Genomic DNA, 15,275 nt, shown 5'->3' on the forward strand with positions numbered 1-15,275 from the left:
CCGCCCTCCATGGAGCACATCCACACCCGTCCAGAAAGCGCAGCCCCATGATCAACGACCTTTGGTACAAGAACGCCGTCGTGTACTGCCTGTCGGTGGAGACCTTCATGGACGCCAACGGCGATGGCTGCGGGGACTTCGAAGGCCTGACGCGACGATTGGACTATCTCCACGGACTCGGCATCACCACCCTCTGGCTGATGCCCTTCCAGACTTCGCCGGGGCGCGACGACGGCTACGACGTGTCCGACTACTACAACGTCGATCCACGCTTCGGCACGCTCGGCGACTTCGTCGAGTTCACGCATGCGGCCAGCCAGCGCGGCATGCGCGTGCTGATCGATCTCGTCGTCAACCACACCTCCGACCAGCACCCCTGGTTCCAGGCGGCGCGCAAGGACCCCGATTCGCCCTACCGCGACTGGTACGTGTGGGCCGACAAGAAGCCGGCCAATGCGGGCGAGGGCATGGTCTTTCCGGGCGTGCAGAAATCGACCTGGAGCTTCGACAAGGTGGCGAAGTGCTGGTACTTCCATCGCTTCTACGATTTCCAGCCCGACCTGAACACCAGCAATCGGCACGTGCAGGCGGAGATCCTGAAGATCATGGGCTTCTGGACGCAGCTCGGCGTGTCGGGCTTCCGCATGGATGCCGTGCCCTTCGTGATCTCCAGGAAGGGCGCGGACGTCGCGCGGCCGGCGCCGCAGTACGACATGCTGCGCGAGTTCCGCGAACTGCTGCAATGGCGCCAGGGCCAGGCCATCATCATCGGCGAGGCCAACGTGCTGCCCCGGATCAACATGCAGTACTTCGGCGACGAAGGCGAGCGCATCCACATGATGTTCAACTTCCATGTGAACCAGCACCTGTTCTATGCGCTGGCGAGCGGCGACTCACGCCCCCTGGTCAAGGCCCTGGAAGCCACCCGGCCCCGGCCTGCCACGTCGCAGTGGGGCCTGTTCCTTCGCAACCACGACGAGCTCGATCTCGGCCGGCTGACAGCCGCCCAGCGCGAACAGGTCTTCGCCGCGTTCGCCCCGGACAAGCACATGCAGCTCTATGACCGCGGCATCCGCCGCCGCCTCGCACCGATGCTCGGCAGCGACCGGCGCCGGCTCGAGCTGGCGTACAGCCTGTTGTTGACGCTGCCCGGAACGCCGGTACTGCGCTACGGCGACGAGATCGGCATGGGCGACGACCTGTCGCTGCCCGAGCGCAACTGCGCACGCACGCCGATGCAGTGGTCGACCGAGCCGCACGCCGGTTTCACGGCGGCCGGCAAGCCCGTGCGGCCCGTCATCTCCGGGGGTGCCTACGGTTACGAGCACGTCAATGTCGCGGCTCAGCGGCGCGACCCGGACTCGTTGCTCAACTGGACGGAGCGGGCCCTGCGGATGCGCCAGGAGATTCCGGAGGTCAGCTGGGGCAGCTTCAAGGTGCTGCCGCAGGCCAAGTCGTCGGTGCTGGTGATGCGCTACGACTGGCGCAACAACTTCGTGCTCTTCGTGCACAACCTCGTTGCAGACCCGCTGGAGATCGAGCTGGCCGCCGGCACCATCGGGGAAGGCGGCGAGCATCTCATCAACCTTCTCTCGGAGGACCACAGCGAGGCAGAGGCCAGCGGACGGCACTGCATCCTGCTCGAGCCCTACGGCTACCGCTGGTTCCGCGTCGGCGGGCTCGACTATCTGCTCAAGCGCAGCGAGGTGTGAAGCGGGGGCAGCCGGCCCGTGGCGGCGGCGCGGCCGGAAGCCAGCCGGGCCATCGTGACGCGCGTCAGGCCTGCGCCCGGGGGTGTTGCGGCGTCTCGGGCAGCGGGCCCACATAGCGCCCGCGCGGGCGAATCACTTGCGCCACCTCCAGTTGTTCCAGGCTGTGCGCCAGCAGCCCGACACTGCGCGCGATGGCAAACAGGCCAAAGGCCGCATCGGCCGGCAGTCGATGGCTCGCGACCAGAGCGGCGAGGGCCACGTCGATGTTGGGCTGCAAGCCGGTCAGGCTCGTCACTTTCCGGATGAAGCGCGCGATCACCTTCGACGGCTCGAACAGCGCCAGCAAGGCGGCTGCGCGAGGATCACCTTCGGGATAGAGGTGGTGGCCGAATCCGGCCACTGGCAGCCCGGTCGACAGATGGTGCGCCACCACCTGCTCCTCGCCCAGCCGTTCCACCTCGCTGAACAGTGCCTGGACGCGGCCCGAGGCGTCGCCATGCAGGGGGCCGGAGAGCGTGGTCAGACCGGCCAGCAGGCATGCCGGCAGCGAGGCCCCGGTCGATGCCGCAATGCGGGCGACAAACGCCGAGCTGGTCAACTCGTGATCCGCCAGCAGCACCATGGCGGTTCGCAGCAACTCCGCCGCCTTGGGCGACTGCTTCCAACCTTGCGCAATGCGCAGGTGCAGCGGCTGGCGTCCTGGCTGGGCGCCGAACGCGTCGGCCAATCGCCCCACCAGGCCCTGGCTCTCGGTGTGCAGCACCCGGGTCAGGCGTCCACGGGTGGAGTGTCCGGTGGCAGCCAGGCCGGCCAAGGCCGTGAAAGCGGCGGCCCGGCCAGGCTTGGCCGAGCGCGTCGGGCTCGACGATGAAAAATCTGCAGCTTGGCCGGCGCCCCACAACAGTTGCGCCACCTCTTCCAGGCTGGCCGTTCGGGCCAGGCTCACGGCATCCTGGCCGCGGTAGTACGGGCGCCCGCGAAAGAACGCGCACAGCGATGTGGGAATGCTGGGTTCCGACCCGAAGAGCGTATTGGCAGCCACGGTCTCGTGCTTGCGGCCGGCCTGTTTGCGCTTTGCCAGGCCGGACACATCCTCGGCGCGGTAAAGGCTGCGACGCGTATCGGCCGGGTCCGCCATCACCTCCAGCTTGCCGCGGCTGACGTACGCGTAGATCGTCTGGGGCCGCACCCCGAGGAGGCGGCACGCCTCGTCCATCGAAATCCAGGAAGCCATGGTCGGATGCAGGAAAAGCTAAATATATTGATTCTATTGATCAAGATTGACGATTGCATCAAGCATTTACTAGCATGCATCCATTCCTGAAGGCGCCAGCCTCGAAACCCATGAGGCCGCCGTGCCGTTGAACCACCTCCCTATGAAACCCCAGGTTCTGCAACTCAATCCGATCCTGATCCCTGCGATCAACGACCAGCTCGCCGCGCGCTACACCGTGCACCCATGCTTCGAGGCATCGACGCGGGAGGCCTGGCTGCGTGAACATGGCGCATCGATCGACGCAGTGATCACCGGGGGGCACACCGGCATTTCGCGCGGCATGCTGGAACAGCTGCCTGCCCTCAAGGTCGTGGCGATCAACGGCGTCGGCACCGATGCCGTGGACCTGGCGTACTGTCGCGCCCGTGGTCTGCCCGTCACGGCAACCTTGGGAGCGCTGACCGAGGACGTGGCCGATCTCGCGATCGGACTGCTGATCGCCACTTGCCGAAACCTGTGCGCCGGGGACCGCTTCGTGCGCGACGGCCAGTGGGAGCGCTTCCCCCAGCCGGGCGCCATTCCGCTGGCCCGGCGCTTCAGCGGCATGCGCGTGGGCATCGTCGGCATGGGCCGTGTGGGGCGTGCCGTCGCCGCGCGGGCCGCGGCCTTCGGCTGCCCGATCGCCTACACCGACTTGCGCGCGATGGACGACGTTGCTCACAGCTTTGTGCCGAACCTGCTGGACCTTGCGCGGAACTCCGACGCGCTGGTGCTGTGTGCAGCGGCGGACACGGCCCAAGGCATCGTCAACGCGGCCGTGCTCGAGGCCCTGGGACCACGCGGTTTCCTGGTCAACGTCGCGCGCGGCCGCCTGGTCGACGAGGACGACCTGACCAAGGCGCTGACGGCCGGCCGCATTGCCGGTGCGGGGCTGGACGTGTTCGTCGACGAACCCAGGGTCCCCCTGGCGCTGCGGCAGTCCGACCGCGTGACCCTTCAGGCCCACCGCGCCAGCGCCACCTGGGAGACCCGGACCGCGATGGGCGAGATGGTGCTCGAAAGCATCGCGCAGGCGCTGGCTGGAGAACGCCCGGCGATGAGCCTCACCACCTGAGGCCCGTGCGAGTGCGCGCCATGGTCCGCGATGAGCGCGCCACGGCTTCATGACGATTCACCTACCGACAAGAGAGACACCCATGCAACTCGCAACCCTGTTCAAGACCCTGGCCTTCTCGGCATCCCTGGCCGTGATGCCGAACTTCGCGTCCGCCCAGGCGTACCCGACCCACGCCATCAAGATCATCGTGCCGGCCCCGCCGGGCGGCGCCATCGACACCATCGCCCGCGTCGTCGGAGACAAGCTGGCGGTGTCGATGGGTCAGCCGGTGGTCGTCGACAACCGGCCCGGTGCGTCCAACAACCTCGGCACGGACGTGCTCGCGAAGTCAGCGCCCGATGGCTACACGATCGGCATCGTGGGCGGCAGCCACAACATCAACAAGTTCCTGTTCAAGAACCTCGGCTGGGACCCGGAGAAGAGCTTCGAGCCCATCGTGTACACCCACGAGGTTCCACTGGTGTTCGCCATCTACCCGCAAATACCCGCCAGGACACTGCCCGAGTTCGTGGCCTGGATGAAGGCCCATCCCGACGAGGCCAAGGTCGCCACCTCCGGCCGCGGCAGCGCACAGGAAATGGCGGCCGAGATGTTCCGCATGGCGAGCGGCGTGCAGATGCTGCTGGTGCCGTACAAGGGCTCCGCCGCCGCCCATCCCGATCTTCTGGCCGGACGCACCGCGCTCTACATCGACACGATCAGCGCCATCCAGTCGCAAGTGAAGGCCGGCAATGCGCGCGCGATCGCGGTGTCGACCCGCAAGCGAACGACGTCGCTGCCGGACGTACCGACGGCGGACGAACAGGGCTTCAAAGGCTACGACGCCAATACGAACGGCGGGTTTCTGGCGCCCGCCGGCACGCCCTCGGCGATCGTCGCCAAGCTCAACGCCGAAATCAACGCTGCGCTGAAGCTGCCCGATGTGCGGTCCAAGCTGGAGGCTGCCGGCATCGAGATCCAGGGCGGAACGCCGCAGGAGTACGCCGCGCTGATCAAGTCCGACCTCGCCAAGTGGGGCAAGGTCGTCAAGCAGGCGGGCATTCAACCGGAATGAGGCCAGCCGGCCATCGCCGCTCCGCCTCGCGCCGATTCACCCGCGCGCCACGTCGATCACGGCCTTGGCGAAGGCCTCGGGCGCTTCCTGCGGCAGGTTGTGGCCGATGCCACCGCTGACCAGGCGATGCTCGTAGCGCCCCGTGAACTTCTTCGCATAGGCGGCGGGTTCGGGATGGGGCGCACCGTTGGCATCGCCTTCGAGCGTGATCGTCGGCACGCCGATCGCCGGTGCCTTGGCCAGCCGGCGCTCGAGCGCCTCGTACTTCGCCTCACCGTCGGCAAGGCCGAGGCGCCAGCGGTAGTTGTGGACCGTGATGGCGACGTGGTCGGGGTTGTCGAACGCCACGGCGCTGCGCTCGAAGGTGGCCGCATCGAAGTTCCACTTCGGCGATGCGAGCTGCCAGATGAGCTTGGCGAAGTCGTGGCGGTTCTTCTCGTAGCCCGCGCGGCCGCGCTCGGTCGCGAAGTAGTACTGGTACCACCATTGCAACTCGGCCTGCGGCGGCAGCGGGGTCTTGCCGGCCTCCTGGCTGCCGATCAGGTAGCCGCTGACCGACACCAGCGCCTTCACGCGCTCCGGCCACAGCGCGGCCATGATGCACGCCGTGCGCGCGCCCCAGTCGCAACCGGCGACGGTGGCGACCTGGATCTTCAGCGCATCCATCAGCGCGAGGATGTCGGCGGCGACCACCGACTGCTGCCCGTTGCGCGGCGTCTCGGCCGACAGGAAGCGTGTGCTTCCGTACCCGCGCAGATACGGCACGATGACGCGGAAGCCCGCGGCGGCCAGCCGCGGTGCGACGTCGACGAACATGTGGATGTCGTAGGGCCAGCCGTGAAGAAGGATCACGGGGGCACCATCGGCCGGCCCTGCCTCGAAATACCCGATGCTGAGGCTGCCGGCCTCGATGTTCTTGAGCGGCTCGAGGCGCTTGGCGTTGCCTGTCGCGGCCGATTGCGCGAAAGCGGGCACGATTGAAGTCAGCTGGGCGGCGGCAATGCCGAGCGCCGCCTTGCCGAGGAACGAACGGCGGGGCAGCTGTCGGGAAGCGGTCATTGAGATCTCCTGAAATCCGAAGTGTTGGTCGTCAGCCGGACCGCGTGCGCTTTCCGAACCGACCGCGCGATTGTTCTGCGCGAAGGCGGCCTGGCGACCGGCTTGCGTATGCCTCTGTATCCGGGCCGGCTTCGTTAACACTAAATTTCAATCGCGGCGCCCGGCAGGCCGAAGCTCAGCGATCTCACGAAGACGGCCACGCTGTCATGGGAACGCCAGTCGGCGCCACCGGCCCTATTCCTCGCTTCGAAGCGGAGGTGGCGTTTTCAATCGCGAGCACAGCGGCAAAGCAAGGGCCGGCAGCAGCGCCATCAGCAGGAAGGCGCCGGCTCCGAGCCGCGCATACAGGACGCCGGATGACAGCGTCAGCAACGCTGTGAGCAGCGCCGGTCCGAGTGCATAGATGGCCTGTCCTGTAGCGGCAAGATGCCGAGGCACGGCAGTGCCTATCAGGCGCATACAAGCAAGGTGCAGAAGTGCAAAGGTCAGTCCATGCAAGGGCTGAACGATCGCAAGCGCTGCAGGATGGGTCGAGGACCCCACCACGAGCCATCGCAGAACAGCCGCTGCGCACGCAATGGCGGCTGCACCGCTCGGGCCGAGCGCATCGACCCATCGAGGTCCGATCAGGACGAAGACCACCACCTCCGCAATGACGGCCTCCGACCACAGGAGACTGATCGTGGTCGAACTCACGCCGGCCGCATTCCACCGGATGACCGCGAATGCGTCATGCATCGCATGGCTGCCGTAAACCAGGGCCGCGATGAGGACCATGCGCCGGAACGCGACGATCCCGATGAGCTGTCCGATGGCTCTGGCGGATGATGGTTCAGAGGCTGCCTTGACGTGGTTGTGCGGCGTGGGCAGCAGGATGGTGCTTGCTGCTGCGAGCAGAAGCAGGGCGCCATGCATCCATGCAATGGATGTGAGTGTCGCCCAGCCGATCACCTGGCCGGCGGCAAGCGTTCCGAACACGAAGGCAGCCGATGCCGAACCTCGTACCCAGCCATAATCGAAGGCCTTTCCTGGAGCGCGCGATTTCGAAGCATCCAACGCCAGGGCATCGGCAAGCGAGGTGGTTGGCGTCAGCGCAGCGCCATGGCACAGGTGGACGATCAGAAAAATCCAGAACCCGCCGATCCAAGGAAGGCCGAACGCAAGGCAGGCGGCAAGGGCGGCAGACGCGGCCAGTACCTGACGCAATCGCTGCCACCGATCGGCCATGCGCCCCGCGACCGGTCCGGCAATCAGACGTACGACGGTGCCCAGCCCCAGGAGAACCCCGATCTGCTCGGGTGACATCCCTCGCGTTTCAAAAAAACGAGGCCAGAAAGGCGACGCCACGCCAAATGAAGCGTACATCAGCACATAGAGAAGGATGAATGCGCGCAAGGCGTGAGGCTGGGGCATTCGCATGGTGGCATGTATACGCTCGAGGGCGCCGTGGGTCCACGCAATGCCCTGCTTTGCTTGACGCGCTATCCATCATCATGGATATTCTGTCCACCATGAAGGAATCGCCCCCCGAGGAACTCGCAGCGCGCATCGCGCGCCGCGTCCGGGATCTGCGCGCGGCCCGCGGTCTGTCACTGGATGCATTGGCGGCGCACTGCGGTGTGAGCCGTTCGATGATCTCGCTCATCGAACGCGGCGAGAGCAGCCCCACGGCCGTGCTGCTTGAAAGGTTGGCGACCGGGCTGGGCGTGGCGCTGGCCGCCCTGTTCGACGCGCCCGAGCCTGGCCCGGAGCCGGTGGCGCGCCTGGCCGACCAGCCCGAGTGGCGCGACCCCCATTCCGGCTATGTGCGGAGAAATGTATCCCCCAGCGGCGTGGCCTCGCCGATCCAGATCGTCGAGGTGTTCTTTCCGCCCAAGGCGCGCGTGGCCTACGAGTCCGGCGCGCGCGAGACGCGCATCGACCAGCAGGTCTGGGTGCTGGACGGCACCATCGAGATCACCGTCGGCGAGGACCTGCACCGACTCGGCACGGGCGACTGCTTGGCGCTGGTGCTGGACCGGCCGGTGAGCTACCACAATCCGACGCGCAAGGCAGCGCGCTATGCCGTCGTGATCACCAGCCAGCCTGTGCTGAGGAGATGAGATGCCCATGAACACCCCTGCTGCCGGCGTGCGCCGCCTCGAGTCCCCGACCGAGGCCCAACTGCAGGCATTGGCGGCGCTGCTGATCGATTGCGTGGAAAGCGGCGCTTCGGTAAGTTTCATGCAGCCCCTGCCCGCGCCGAAGGCGCTCGCCTTCTGGCGTGGCGTGGCCGAAAGCGTGGCACGCGGCGAACGCGCGCTGCTGGTGGCCGAAGACGCCGACGGCATCGTCGGCACGGTCCAGTTGGTGCTCGCGCTGCCGGAGAATCAGCCGCACCGCGCGGAGATCGCAAAGATGCTGGTGCATTCCAGGGCTCGGCGCCGCGGCTGGGGCGATGCGCTGATGCAGGCGGCCGAGCAGGTGGCGCGCGCGTGCGGCAAATCGCTGCTGGTGCTCGACACTTCGAGCAGCGACGCCGAGCGGCTCTATGCACGCTGCGGCTGGCAGCGCTGCGGAACGATTCCGGGATACGCCCTGCTGCCGCAGGGTGGGCACTGCGACACCACCTTCTTCTACCGCGTGCTGCAAGACTGAAAGCGCATGGCTCCATGGACAGGGCTGATCGTCATGGCCCGTCCCCAAGCAGACTGAGCTGCAACCGCGCCAGCCTGCGGGTGATGCCCCAACGTGCGTTCCACCGCATGAGCCGTGTGTAGGTCCGCGAGTTGAGGCGCGAGCGGCCGAACACCAGGCGGCGCAGCAGCGGGTTCTGGGCGCCGACATTCTTCGAGCACCAGAACCAATCGGTGTCCCAGCGCCAGATGTAGTCGCGCACCGCCAAGTGGTCGACCGGCGTGTCGAGCAGCGGGCGGTAATAGATGCGCTCGAAGCCATAGTCGCTGAGCGAAGGCGCCTGCGCCTCGTCGATGAAGCGCGCGAGGTTGAGCACCAGCGCATGCGAATCGAAAACCACGCCGTCGATGAAGTCCGCATCGCCTGCGCAGTGCTGCTCCAGCGCGGCGAAGAAAGTATCGGCTTGCCCGAAGCGCAGGTGCTCGACTCGCACGCAGGGCTTCACCGGCACCGTCTCGAGCACCAGCCGCAGTGCATAGCCCAGGGAACCGTACGAATTGGGAAAGCCGAAGAAGAGATCCCGGTGCTCGTTGTCCGGCGTGCAGGTGACGATACTGCCGTCGGGCAGCAGCACGTCGAGTTCGCGCAGGGTGTGGTGCACCAGCCCTTGGCCAAATGAGGTGGCTTCGATGCCGACGCCGGCCACTGCACCGCCGGCCGTGATGGCATCCCATCGCTGTTCGAAGCGCTCAACCCAGGCGTCCAGCGTGGGGGCGTAGTGCCGCCGCAGGTTTTCGATGTCCACGACCTCCAGACCGGCGCGCTCCAACGCGAGGCTGGGAATCCAGAGCTTCGCTCCGAGGCCACGGCGCACGATCTCCGCGCGCAACCATTCGACCTGCGAAGTAGGCCTCCATCAGTCCGATATGGCCCCGCGTCGCAGTGGCCAGCAGCGCCGGTTCGGTCCGGAACACGATCGTGAACATGGGCTCCCGGGGACCGACCGCCAGACCACTGCCATCGGGCAGGCGCACCGAGAACGAGGCGCCGGCGCGCACGCTGATGTCCTCGAGCATGCCACGCAGGGCGAGGGAAATCATCATGGCGGATGCGCTTCTTCTTCGGTGCCGTGGCCGCTGCCGCCGCGCCGGCGCCGGGCCTGCCGCACCGCATCTTCGACCTGGCGCTTCATGCCGTCGAACGCATCGCGCAAGGCGATATAGACATCCTCATCGTTGACGCGGCTGATGTTCAATTCCCGCCCCGGCATCGTGACATCGATGCGCACGGCGAAGCGGCGGCCCTGTTGGTGGTGCTTGTCCATCAGTTCGATGCTCAACTTGCACGCGATGATGTCGGCACAGAACTGATCGAGCTTCAGCGCCTTCACGCGCGCCACCGACGCGACGGCCGGGGACGCTTCCATGCCGAGGAACATGATCTCGAGGGGTTGTTTCATCGGACGCCTTCCTCAGAGCTTCGCATAGCCGACGGTCTGCGCCAGGGTGATGCGCTGGTTGATCGGCAGGCCGAGCGCATGCGCGAGACGCCGTCGATCGATCAGCGCACGCACCACCGTCGCCAGGCCCGCCGCGGCGCAATAGAGATACACGTTCTGTGCGATGCAGCCGGCATCGGCGCCGGCCAGGAAGGGCCGATCCTCCTCCCGGACTTCCACCATGCGCGCGAGATCCGCGACGTAGACGAGATTGACTGGCGCGGCCGCGACGAAATCCTGCGTGCCCGCGCACTTGCGCACGTCTTCGGCCCTGACCAGGAGCAGGCGGTGCATGCGAGGCTCGTATCTGTAAGCGCCTTCGGCCAACACCACGTAGATATCGATCTCCTTCCAGCCGTGTGCCGATGGCGCGGTGCGCCCCCCCTGCTGTTCCCGATTGACGCCGAACGCGGCCCAGAGCAAGGCGGACATCGCGTCCAGCGTCAACGTGTCATCCAGGAACGCGCGCGTGCTGCACCGCTTCTTGAATGCCTGATCGAGGGAAAGGTGTTGCGACAGGGCTGGATAAGGCAGCACCACGATATCGCTTTCTAGATTCAATGGAATGGTGGACATCGAGTGACTCCTCGGAACACTGGCTGCATGCGCGGACATCTCACCGGTTCGCCATCTGATGCCCGAGTGGGCGATCAGGATCGCGCAAGGCGGCGGCCCATACCTTGATGCAGCGCAACTGCTTCGCAGTTTCCGGCGAATGAGCAGCCGCGTGGCCGTGACTTGCGCACGATCAAGTCGCGGCGCGCCCGGTGGGCTTACCGTTCGGCTCCTGAAAGCCAAGGGCGACATGTCGTCGCGACCACTGGAGATCCAGCATGACAGCCAAGAAGTTGCTTTTTCGGGAAGACGCCCGTGAAAAGATCCGGCGCGGCGTGGATACGCTCGCCGACGCGGTGAAGGTGACTCTGGGACCCCGGGGACGCACCGTGATCATCGACAACGAGTACGGCGCGCCCCAGATCGTCAATTCGGGCGTGGTCGTCGCCAAGTCGATCGAACTGGAAGACCGCTTTGAGAACATGGGTGCCCAGCTGCTGCGAGAGGTCGCGGCGCGCACCAGCGAAATGGCGGGCGACGGCACCACGACCGCCACCGTGCTCGCGCACGCCATGATCCAGGAGGGCCTGAAGTATCTCGCCGCCGGCATGAATCCGATGGACCTGAAGCGCGGCATCGATCTCGCCGTCGAGAAAGTCGTGCGCGAGCTGAAGGCGATCTCCCAACCCAGCACGACCTCCCAGGAGATCGCGCACGTGGCAGCCATCTCCGCCAACAACGATCGCTCCATCGGCGATCTCATCGCCAACGCGATGGACAAAGTGGGCCGTGATGGTGCCGTTTCGATCGAGGATGGTTCCGGACTCGTCAGCGAGTTGGAGGTCGTCGAGGGACTTCAGTTCGACCGCGGCTATCTGTCGCCCTACTTCGTCAACAACGCCGAGAAGCAGGCGGCAGTGCTGGAGGATGCGCTGATCGTGCTGTGCGACCACAAGCTCTCGAGCTTCAACGACCTGGTGCCGCTGCTCGAAGCGACGGCGAAGTCGGGAGCGCCGCTGCTGGTGATCGCCGAGGACGTGGACGCCGACGCGCTGGCCACGCTGGTCGTCAACAGCGTTCGCGGCGTCGTGAAGACCTGCGCCGTGAAGGCGCCCGGCTTCGGCGACCGTCGCAAGGCGATGCTGCAGGACATGGGCGTCCTGACCGGCGGGCAGGTCATCTCGAACGAACTCGGGCTGACCCTCGCGAAGGCGACGATCGACAACCTGGGCCGTGCGCGCCGCGTGGTGATCGAGAAGGAAAGCACGACGATCATCGGTGGTGCGGGTGATGCGCAAGCCATTCGCGATCGCGTCGCCGCCATCCGCAAGGAGCGCGACGCGCAGACCAGCGAGTACGACCGCAAGCAGCTGGACGAGCGCATCGCCAAGCTCTCGGGTGGCGTGGCATTGATCAAGGTTGGCGCAGCGACCGAGACCGAGCTGAAGGAACGCAAGCTTCGCGTCGAGGATGCGCTGCACGCGACGCGTGCCGCCGTCGAGGAGGGCATCGTTCCGGGCGGCGGCGTCGCGCTGCTGCGCGCGCGGCACGAACTGGCGGATCTGCCGGCTCCCAACCTGGACCAGGCCTCGGGCATCAAGATCGTGCAGCGCGCGCTCGAGGAACCGTTGAGACGCATCGTCGGCAACGCGGCCGATGAACCGTCCATCGTGCTGGACAAGGTCGATGCTTCGACGCTGCGAAGCTACGGCTACAACGCCGCGACGCGCCAGTACGGCGATATGCTGGAGATGGGCGTCATCGACCCTGCCAAGGTGACACGCCTGGCGCTGCAGAACGCCGCGTCGATCGCCAGCCTGGTGCTGACCACGGACTGCATGGTGGCGAACGCGCCCAAGAAGGCGCCGGCAGACGCGCGCCAGGGTCTTGACCCCGATCTGTACTGACCCACCCGCATCTCCGGCCTCGCCACCGTGCTGCTCCCGGCACGCAACCTCAAGGATCTGCGCGACGTGCCCGAGAGCGTGCGCGCCACCCTGCAGTTCGTCGCGCTGGTGGACGACGCGGTGCGCGCAGCACTGGCCGAAGCCGGCGCGCGCAGGCCGGCACCCGAAGTCAACCTGGTCTGAATCTCGGAGCCGACGATGCCCTGGACACCCGATCGTTATCCCGTCTCGATGCGCAGACTGCCGCCCGCGGTGCGCTTGAAGGCCATCGAGATCGCGAATGCACTGCTCGCCGAGGGCTGCGACGACGGCAAGGCCATCCGGATCGGAATCGCGAAGGCGAAGAAATGGGCGCAGCACCTTGAGACGAGGTACCGGCGATGACTGCCCTCCTGACCGATCTGAACCAGCTCCCATGCTGCACGAGCACCTGGGCTCCGCCGATGCGATGCGGGTGGCGACGGGCTCGGGCTGAAGACTCGCCCCCACCCGTCACAGCCCGAACGGATAGGTTTCCGGCAGCCCTTCGATGGTCTCCGTATCCAGGGGCTTGACGGCGCGGGTCTGGTCGAACCAGATGTACTCGTCGAACTGGCGCGGCAGGACCGCCTGGAAATAATGGCTCTGCAGTTCGGTCTGGGGACGGTACAGGACGCCGATGGCCCGTTCCAGCCGCGGCTGCGAAAGGCTGTCCAGCAGGGCCGCGGACGCAGGGCCGCGCAGCGGAAGGATGAAGTTCGCGACCTCCGCCTCGTGGCACAGGCGTTCGTAGCTGCCCGCGACCGAGGGCCGGATCGTCTTGACCTCCATCGGCCCATCCCAGTCGCTGGCTGCCGCCACCGTGCCGCTGTCCGTGCCGAAGCCGATCAGGCAGGCCGCACTCCCGAATGCCTGCCGGCACAGCTGGCCGATGTTGTGCTCGCCGCGTCGCGACATCTCGGTGGCCCTCGCATCGCCGACGTGGGAGTTGTGCGCCCAGACGATGGCCTTGCTGGCCGGGCCATGAAAACTCAGGAGATCCTCGAGCGTCTCGAACATATGGCTGTCGCGCAGGTTCCACGACGCGCGCGAGCCGTAGTACATCGTCCGGTAGTAGCGCTCCGCGTCGGCGACGAGCCGCGCGTTCTGCACCGCATCGAGAAAGCGCTCGCCGTCGTGTCCCGTGTAGATCGGCTGCCGGTGCAGCAGATCGCCGAGCATCGAGACCACCTCCTGCTCGCAGCTTCGGTACCTCGCGTTCAGCGCTGCGTAGCCGTAGCTGGCGGGGTCGGACTGCCACGGCGTCAGGCAGCCGTAGCGCTGCCGCGCGATGCCGGCGGTCGGGGGATCGATCTCTTCCAGGTAGCCGACCACCGAATGGATCGAGTTGTACAGGCTGTAGAGGTCGAGGCCATGGAATGCCACCCGTTCGGCTGTGCCGAGGCCTGCATTGTGCTCACGCAGCCAGTCGACGAAGCCGCGCACCTCCTGGTTGCGCCACATCCACGCCGGGAAGCGGGCGAACGCCGTCCATCTCGCCGGACGGTGCCGTCCGTGGCGCACGTAGCGGTCGATCCGCGCGGCGTCGGGCCAGTCGCCTTCGATGGCGATGAAGTTGAAGTTCTTGCGCACGATCAGCTCGCGCGAGATGCGTTCGCGCATGCGATAGAACTCCGACGTGCCGTGCGTCGCCTCGCCCATGAGCACCACGCGGGCGTTGCCGATACGCTCCAGCAGCGGGCCAAGCTCCACCGAGTCGACCGTGTCGAACCGTTCGCAGCCCGCCGCGACCGCCTTCGCCAGTCGCATGTCCGGCGAGCCGCGCGCGCCGCCTCTGTTTCGACGGGTCGAGATCCGCAACGATCCGGCGGCCGAAACGGCGACGCGGATGTCCGCCAGGTCCTCGGTCCGGAATTCGCTCTCCGACACCCGCGTCACGCGGACCAGTTCCCGAACGGCCGGGTCGATGCCCACGGACATGACCAGCCGCCCCCCGATCGCCAATTGCTGCCCGAGCGCTTGCGGCACGTGCGGGCCGGGGGCATTGACCATGATGGCGTCGAAGGGCGCGTGCTGAGCGAAACGGTGGCTCTCGTCGCCATGGAGGAAGTGGACGTTGGTGCAGCCCAGCGCCAGGAGTGCGTTCGCCGCCCTGGCCGCCGTCGCGGCGCTGGTCTCTACGGTACAGACGCTGCGGGCCAGCCGCGAAAGCACCGCGGTCGTGTAGCCCGTGCCGGTGCCGATCTCCAGCACGTTCGCGCGAATGCCGATCGAGAGGGCCTCCGTCATCACAGCGACGAGGTAGGGCTGCGGGATCGTCTGCTCTGCATCGACCTGAAGCGCCGAGTCCTCGTAGGCAAACTCGCGCAGCGGTTCCGGCACGAAGATCTCTCGAGGCACTACGCGCATCACCTCCAGGACCTTCGGGTCCCGCACGCCCCGCCCTGCGATCTGGTCGTCGACCATGGCGACTCGAAGCTGATTGAAGTCGATCGGCATCATGAAACCTCTCCATCGCTTTGGTTTCCTGCGTGAGACGGGCCTGGGTGCCGAGGGCCGTGC

At 66.7% G+C, this 15,275-nt stretch carries 15 protein-coding genes; 8 read left to right on the forward strand and 7 right to left on the reverse strand.

Annotation, left to right across the window (positions count from 1 at the left end):
* Positions 1 to 47 precede the first annotated feature (47 nt).
* A complete protein-coding gene (locus J2739_RS24360) occupies positions 48 to 1,712 on the forward strand; it encodes an alpha-amylase family protein (protein WP_309906525.1) in 1,665 nt (554 codons plus the stop codon).
* A gap of 64 nt (positions 1,713 to 1,776) precedes the next feature.
* Here J2739_RS24360 and J2739_RS24365 read toward each other — a convergent pair whose 3' ends face one another.
* Positions 1,777 to 2,946: a citrate synthase family protein gene (locus J2739_RS24365; protein ID WP_309906527.1), complete on the reverse strand. Its 1,170-nt coding sequence runs from the start codon at positions 2,944 to 2,946 to the stop codon at positions 1,777 to 1,779.
* Positions 2,947 to 3,088: 142 nt separating this feature from the next.
* On the opposite strand from J2739_RS24365, the gene J2739_RS24370 reads away from it, so the two are divergent.
* Positions 3,089 to 4,042, forward strand: a complete 954-nt coding sequence (locus tag J2739_RS24370; protein WP_309906529.1) for a 2-hydroxyacid dehydrogenase — start codon at positions 3,089 to 3,091, stop codon at positions 4,040 to 4,042.
* Positions 4,043 to 4,124: 82 nt separating this feature from the next.
* Positions 4,125 to 5,099, forward strand: a complete 975-nt coding sequence (locus J2739_RS24375; protein WP_309906532.1) for a Bug family tripartite tricarboxylate transporter substrate binding protein — start codon at positions 4,125 to 4,127, stop codon at positions 5,097 to 5,099.
* Positions 5,100 to 5,135: 36 nt separating this feature from the next.
* On the opposite strand, the gene J2739_RS24380 is transcribed toward J2739_RS24375, so the two are convergent.
* Together J2739_RS24380 and J2739_RS24385 are read right to left on the reverse strand one after the other, a co-directional pair.
* Entirely contained in the window at positions 5,136 to 6,158 is a 1,023-nt protein-coding gene (locus tag J2739_RS24380; protein ID WP_309906533.1) for an alpha/beta fold hydrolase, read from the reverse strand.
* Positions 6,159 to 6,392: 234 nt separating this feature from the next.
* Positions 6,393 to 7,553 carry an MFS transporter gene (locus J2739_RS24385; protein WP_309906535.1) on the reverse strand — a complete coding sequence of 387 codons (1,161 nt, stop codon included), beginning with the start codon at positions 7,551 to 7,553 and terminating at the stop codon, positions 6,393 to 6,395.
* Between the two features lie 98 nt (positions 7,554 to 7,651).
* Here J2739_RS24385 and J2739_RS24390 point away from each other — a divergent pair, with 98 nt between their 5' ends.
* Both J2739_RS24390 and J2739_RS24395 read left to right on the forward strand, forming a co-directional pair.
* Complete coding sequence (locus J2739_RS24390) at positions 7,652 to 8,260, forward strand: helix-turn-helix domain-containing protein (RefSeq protein ID WP_309906537.1); 609 nt, start codon at positions 7,652 to 7,654, stop codon at positions 8,258 to 8,260.
* Between the two features lies 1 nt (position 8,261).
* A complete protein-coding gene (locus J2739_RS24395; RefSeq protein ID WP_309906539.1) occupies positions 8,262 to 8,795 on the forward strand; it encodes a GNAT family N-acetyltransferase in 534 nt (177 codons plus the stop codon).
* A gap of 31 nt (positions 8,796 to 8,826) precedes the next feature.
* Here the strand turns inward: J2739_RS24395 and J2739_RS24400 are convergent, their stop codons facing one another.
* From J2739_RS24400 to J2739_RS24410, 3 genes are all read right to left on the reverse strand, one after another.
* Positions 8,827 to 9,663, reverse strand: coding sequence for a class I SAM-dependent methyltransferase (locus J2739_RS24400; RefSeq protein ID WP_309906541.1), 837 nt, complete (start codon positions 9,661 to 9,663; stop codon positions 8,827 to 8,829).
* 210 nt (positions 9,664 to 9,873) lie between these two features.
* The gene (locus J2739_RS24405) at positions 9,874 to 10,212 is read right to left on the reverse strand and encodes an HPF/RaiA family ribosome-associated protein (protein WP_309906543.1); all 339 of its coding nucleotides are present in this window, start codon (positions 10,210 to 10,212) and stop codon (positions 9,874 to 9,876) included.
* Between the two features lie 33 nt (positions 10,213 to 10,245).
* Positions 10,246 to 10,848, reverse strand: a complete 603-nt coding sequence (locus J2739_RS24410) for a nitroreductase family protein (protein WP_309906545.1) — start codon at positions 10,846 to 10,848, stop codon at positions 10,246 to 10,248.
* Positions 10,849 to 11,105: 257 nt separating this feature from the next.
* Between J2739_RS24410 and groL the strand changes: the two genes are divergently transcribed.
* The 3 genes from groL to J2739_RS24425 are packed head-to-tail and all read left to right on the forward strand — an operon-like array spanning position 11,106 to position 13,118.
* Positions 11,106 to 12,734 carry a chaperonin GroEL gene (groL, locus tag J2739_RS24415; protein WP_309906547.1) on the forward strand — a complete coding sequence of 543 codons (1,629 nt, stop codon included), beginning with the start codon at positions 11,106 to 11,108 and terminating at the stop codon, positions 12,732 to 12,734.
* Positions 12,735 to 12,743: 9 nt separating this feature from the next.
* Entirely contained in the window at positions 12,744 to 12,917 is a 174-nt protein-coding gene (locus tag J2739_RS24420; RefSeq protein WP_309906660.1) for a S16 family serine protease, read from the forward strand.
* 15 nt (positions 12,918 to 12,932) lie between these two features.
* On the forward strand, positions 12,933 to 13,118 hold the full coding sequence (locus J2739_RS24425) for a DUF2188 domain-containing protein (RefSeq protein ID WP_309906548.1): 186 nt from the start codon (positions 12,933 to 12,935) through the stop codon (positions 13,116 to 13,118).
* 108 nt (positions 13,119 to 13,226) lie between these two features.
* Here the strand turns inward: J2739_RS24425 and pcm are convergent, their stop codons facing one another.
* The gene (gene pcm, locus J2739_RS24430) at positions 13,227 to 15,215 is read right to left on the reverse strand and encodes a protein-L-isoaspartate O-methyltransferase (protein WP_309906550.1); all 1,989 of its coding nucleotides are present in this window, start codon (positions 15,213 to 15,215) and stop codon (positions 13,227 to 13,229) included.
* Between the last annotated feature and the right edge of the window lie 60 nt (positions 15,216 to 15,275).

It is taken from the genome of Variovorax soli (assembly GCF_031454625.1).
Taxonomy (GTDB): domain Bacteria; phylum Pseudomonadota; class Gammaproteobacteria; order Burkholderiales; family Burkholderiaceae_C; genus Variovorax; species Variovorax soli_A.

Excerpts from the sequence above, each read along its gene's own strand:
- J2739_RS24370 (WP_309906529.1), top strand. The coding sequence starts at position 3,089 with ATGAAACCCCAGGTTCTGCAACTCAATCCGATCCTGATCCCTGCGATC.
- J2739_RS24375 (WP_309906532.1), top strand. The coding sequence starts at position 4,125 with ATGCAACTCGCAACCCTGTTCAAGACCCTGGCCTTCTCGGCATCCCTG.
- J2739_RS24395 (WP_309906539.1), top strand. The coding sequence starts at position 8,262 with ATGCCCATGAACACCCCTGCTGCCGGCGTGCGCCGCCTCGAGTCCCCG.
- J2739_RS24380 (WP_309906533.1), bottom strand. The coding sequence starts at position 6,158 with ATGACCGCTTCCCGACAGCTGCCCCGCCGTTCGTTCCTCGGCAAGGCG.
- J2739_RS24425 (WP_309906548.1), top strand. The coding sequence starts at position 12,933 with ATGCCCTGGACACCCGATCGTTATCCCGTCTCGATGCGCAGACTGCCG.
- J2739_RS24405 (WP_309906543.1), bottom strand. The coding sequence starts at position 10,212 with ATGTTCCTCGGCATGGAAGCGTCCCCGGCCGTCGCGTCGGTGGCGCGC.
- J2739_RS24410 (WP_309906545.1), bottom strand. The coding sequence starts at position 10,848 with ATGTCCACCATTCCATTGAATCTAGAAAGCGATATCGTGGTGCTGCCT.
- pcm (WP_309906550.1), bottom strand. The coding sequence starts at position 15,215 with ATGATGCCGATCGACTTCAATCAGCTTCGAGTCGCCATGGTCGACGAC.
- groL (WP_309906547.1), top strand. The coding sequence starts at position 11,106 with ATGACAGCCAAGAAGTTGCTTTTTCGGGAAGACGCCCGTGAAAAGATC.
- J2739_RS24390 (WP_309906537.1), top strand. The coding sequence starts at position 7,652 with ATGGATATTCTGTCCACCATGAAGGAATCGCCCCCCGAGGAACTCGCA.
- J2739_RS24365 (WP_309906527.1), bottom strand. The coding sequence starts at position 2,946 with ATGGCTTCCTGGATTTCGATGGACGAGGCGTGCCGCCTCCTCGGGGTG.
- J2739_RS24360 (WP_309906525.1), top strand. The coding sequence starts at position 48 with ATGATCAACGACCTTTGGTACAAGAACGCCGTCGTGTACTGCCTGTCG.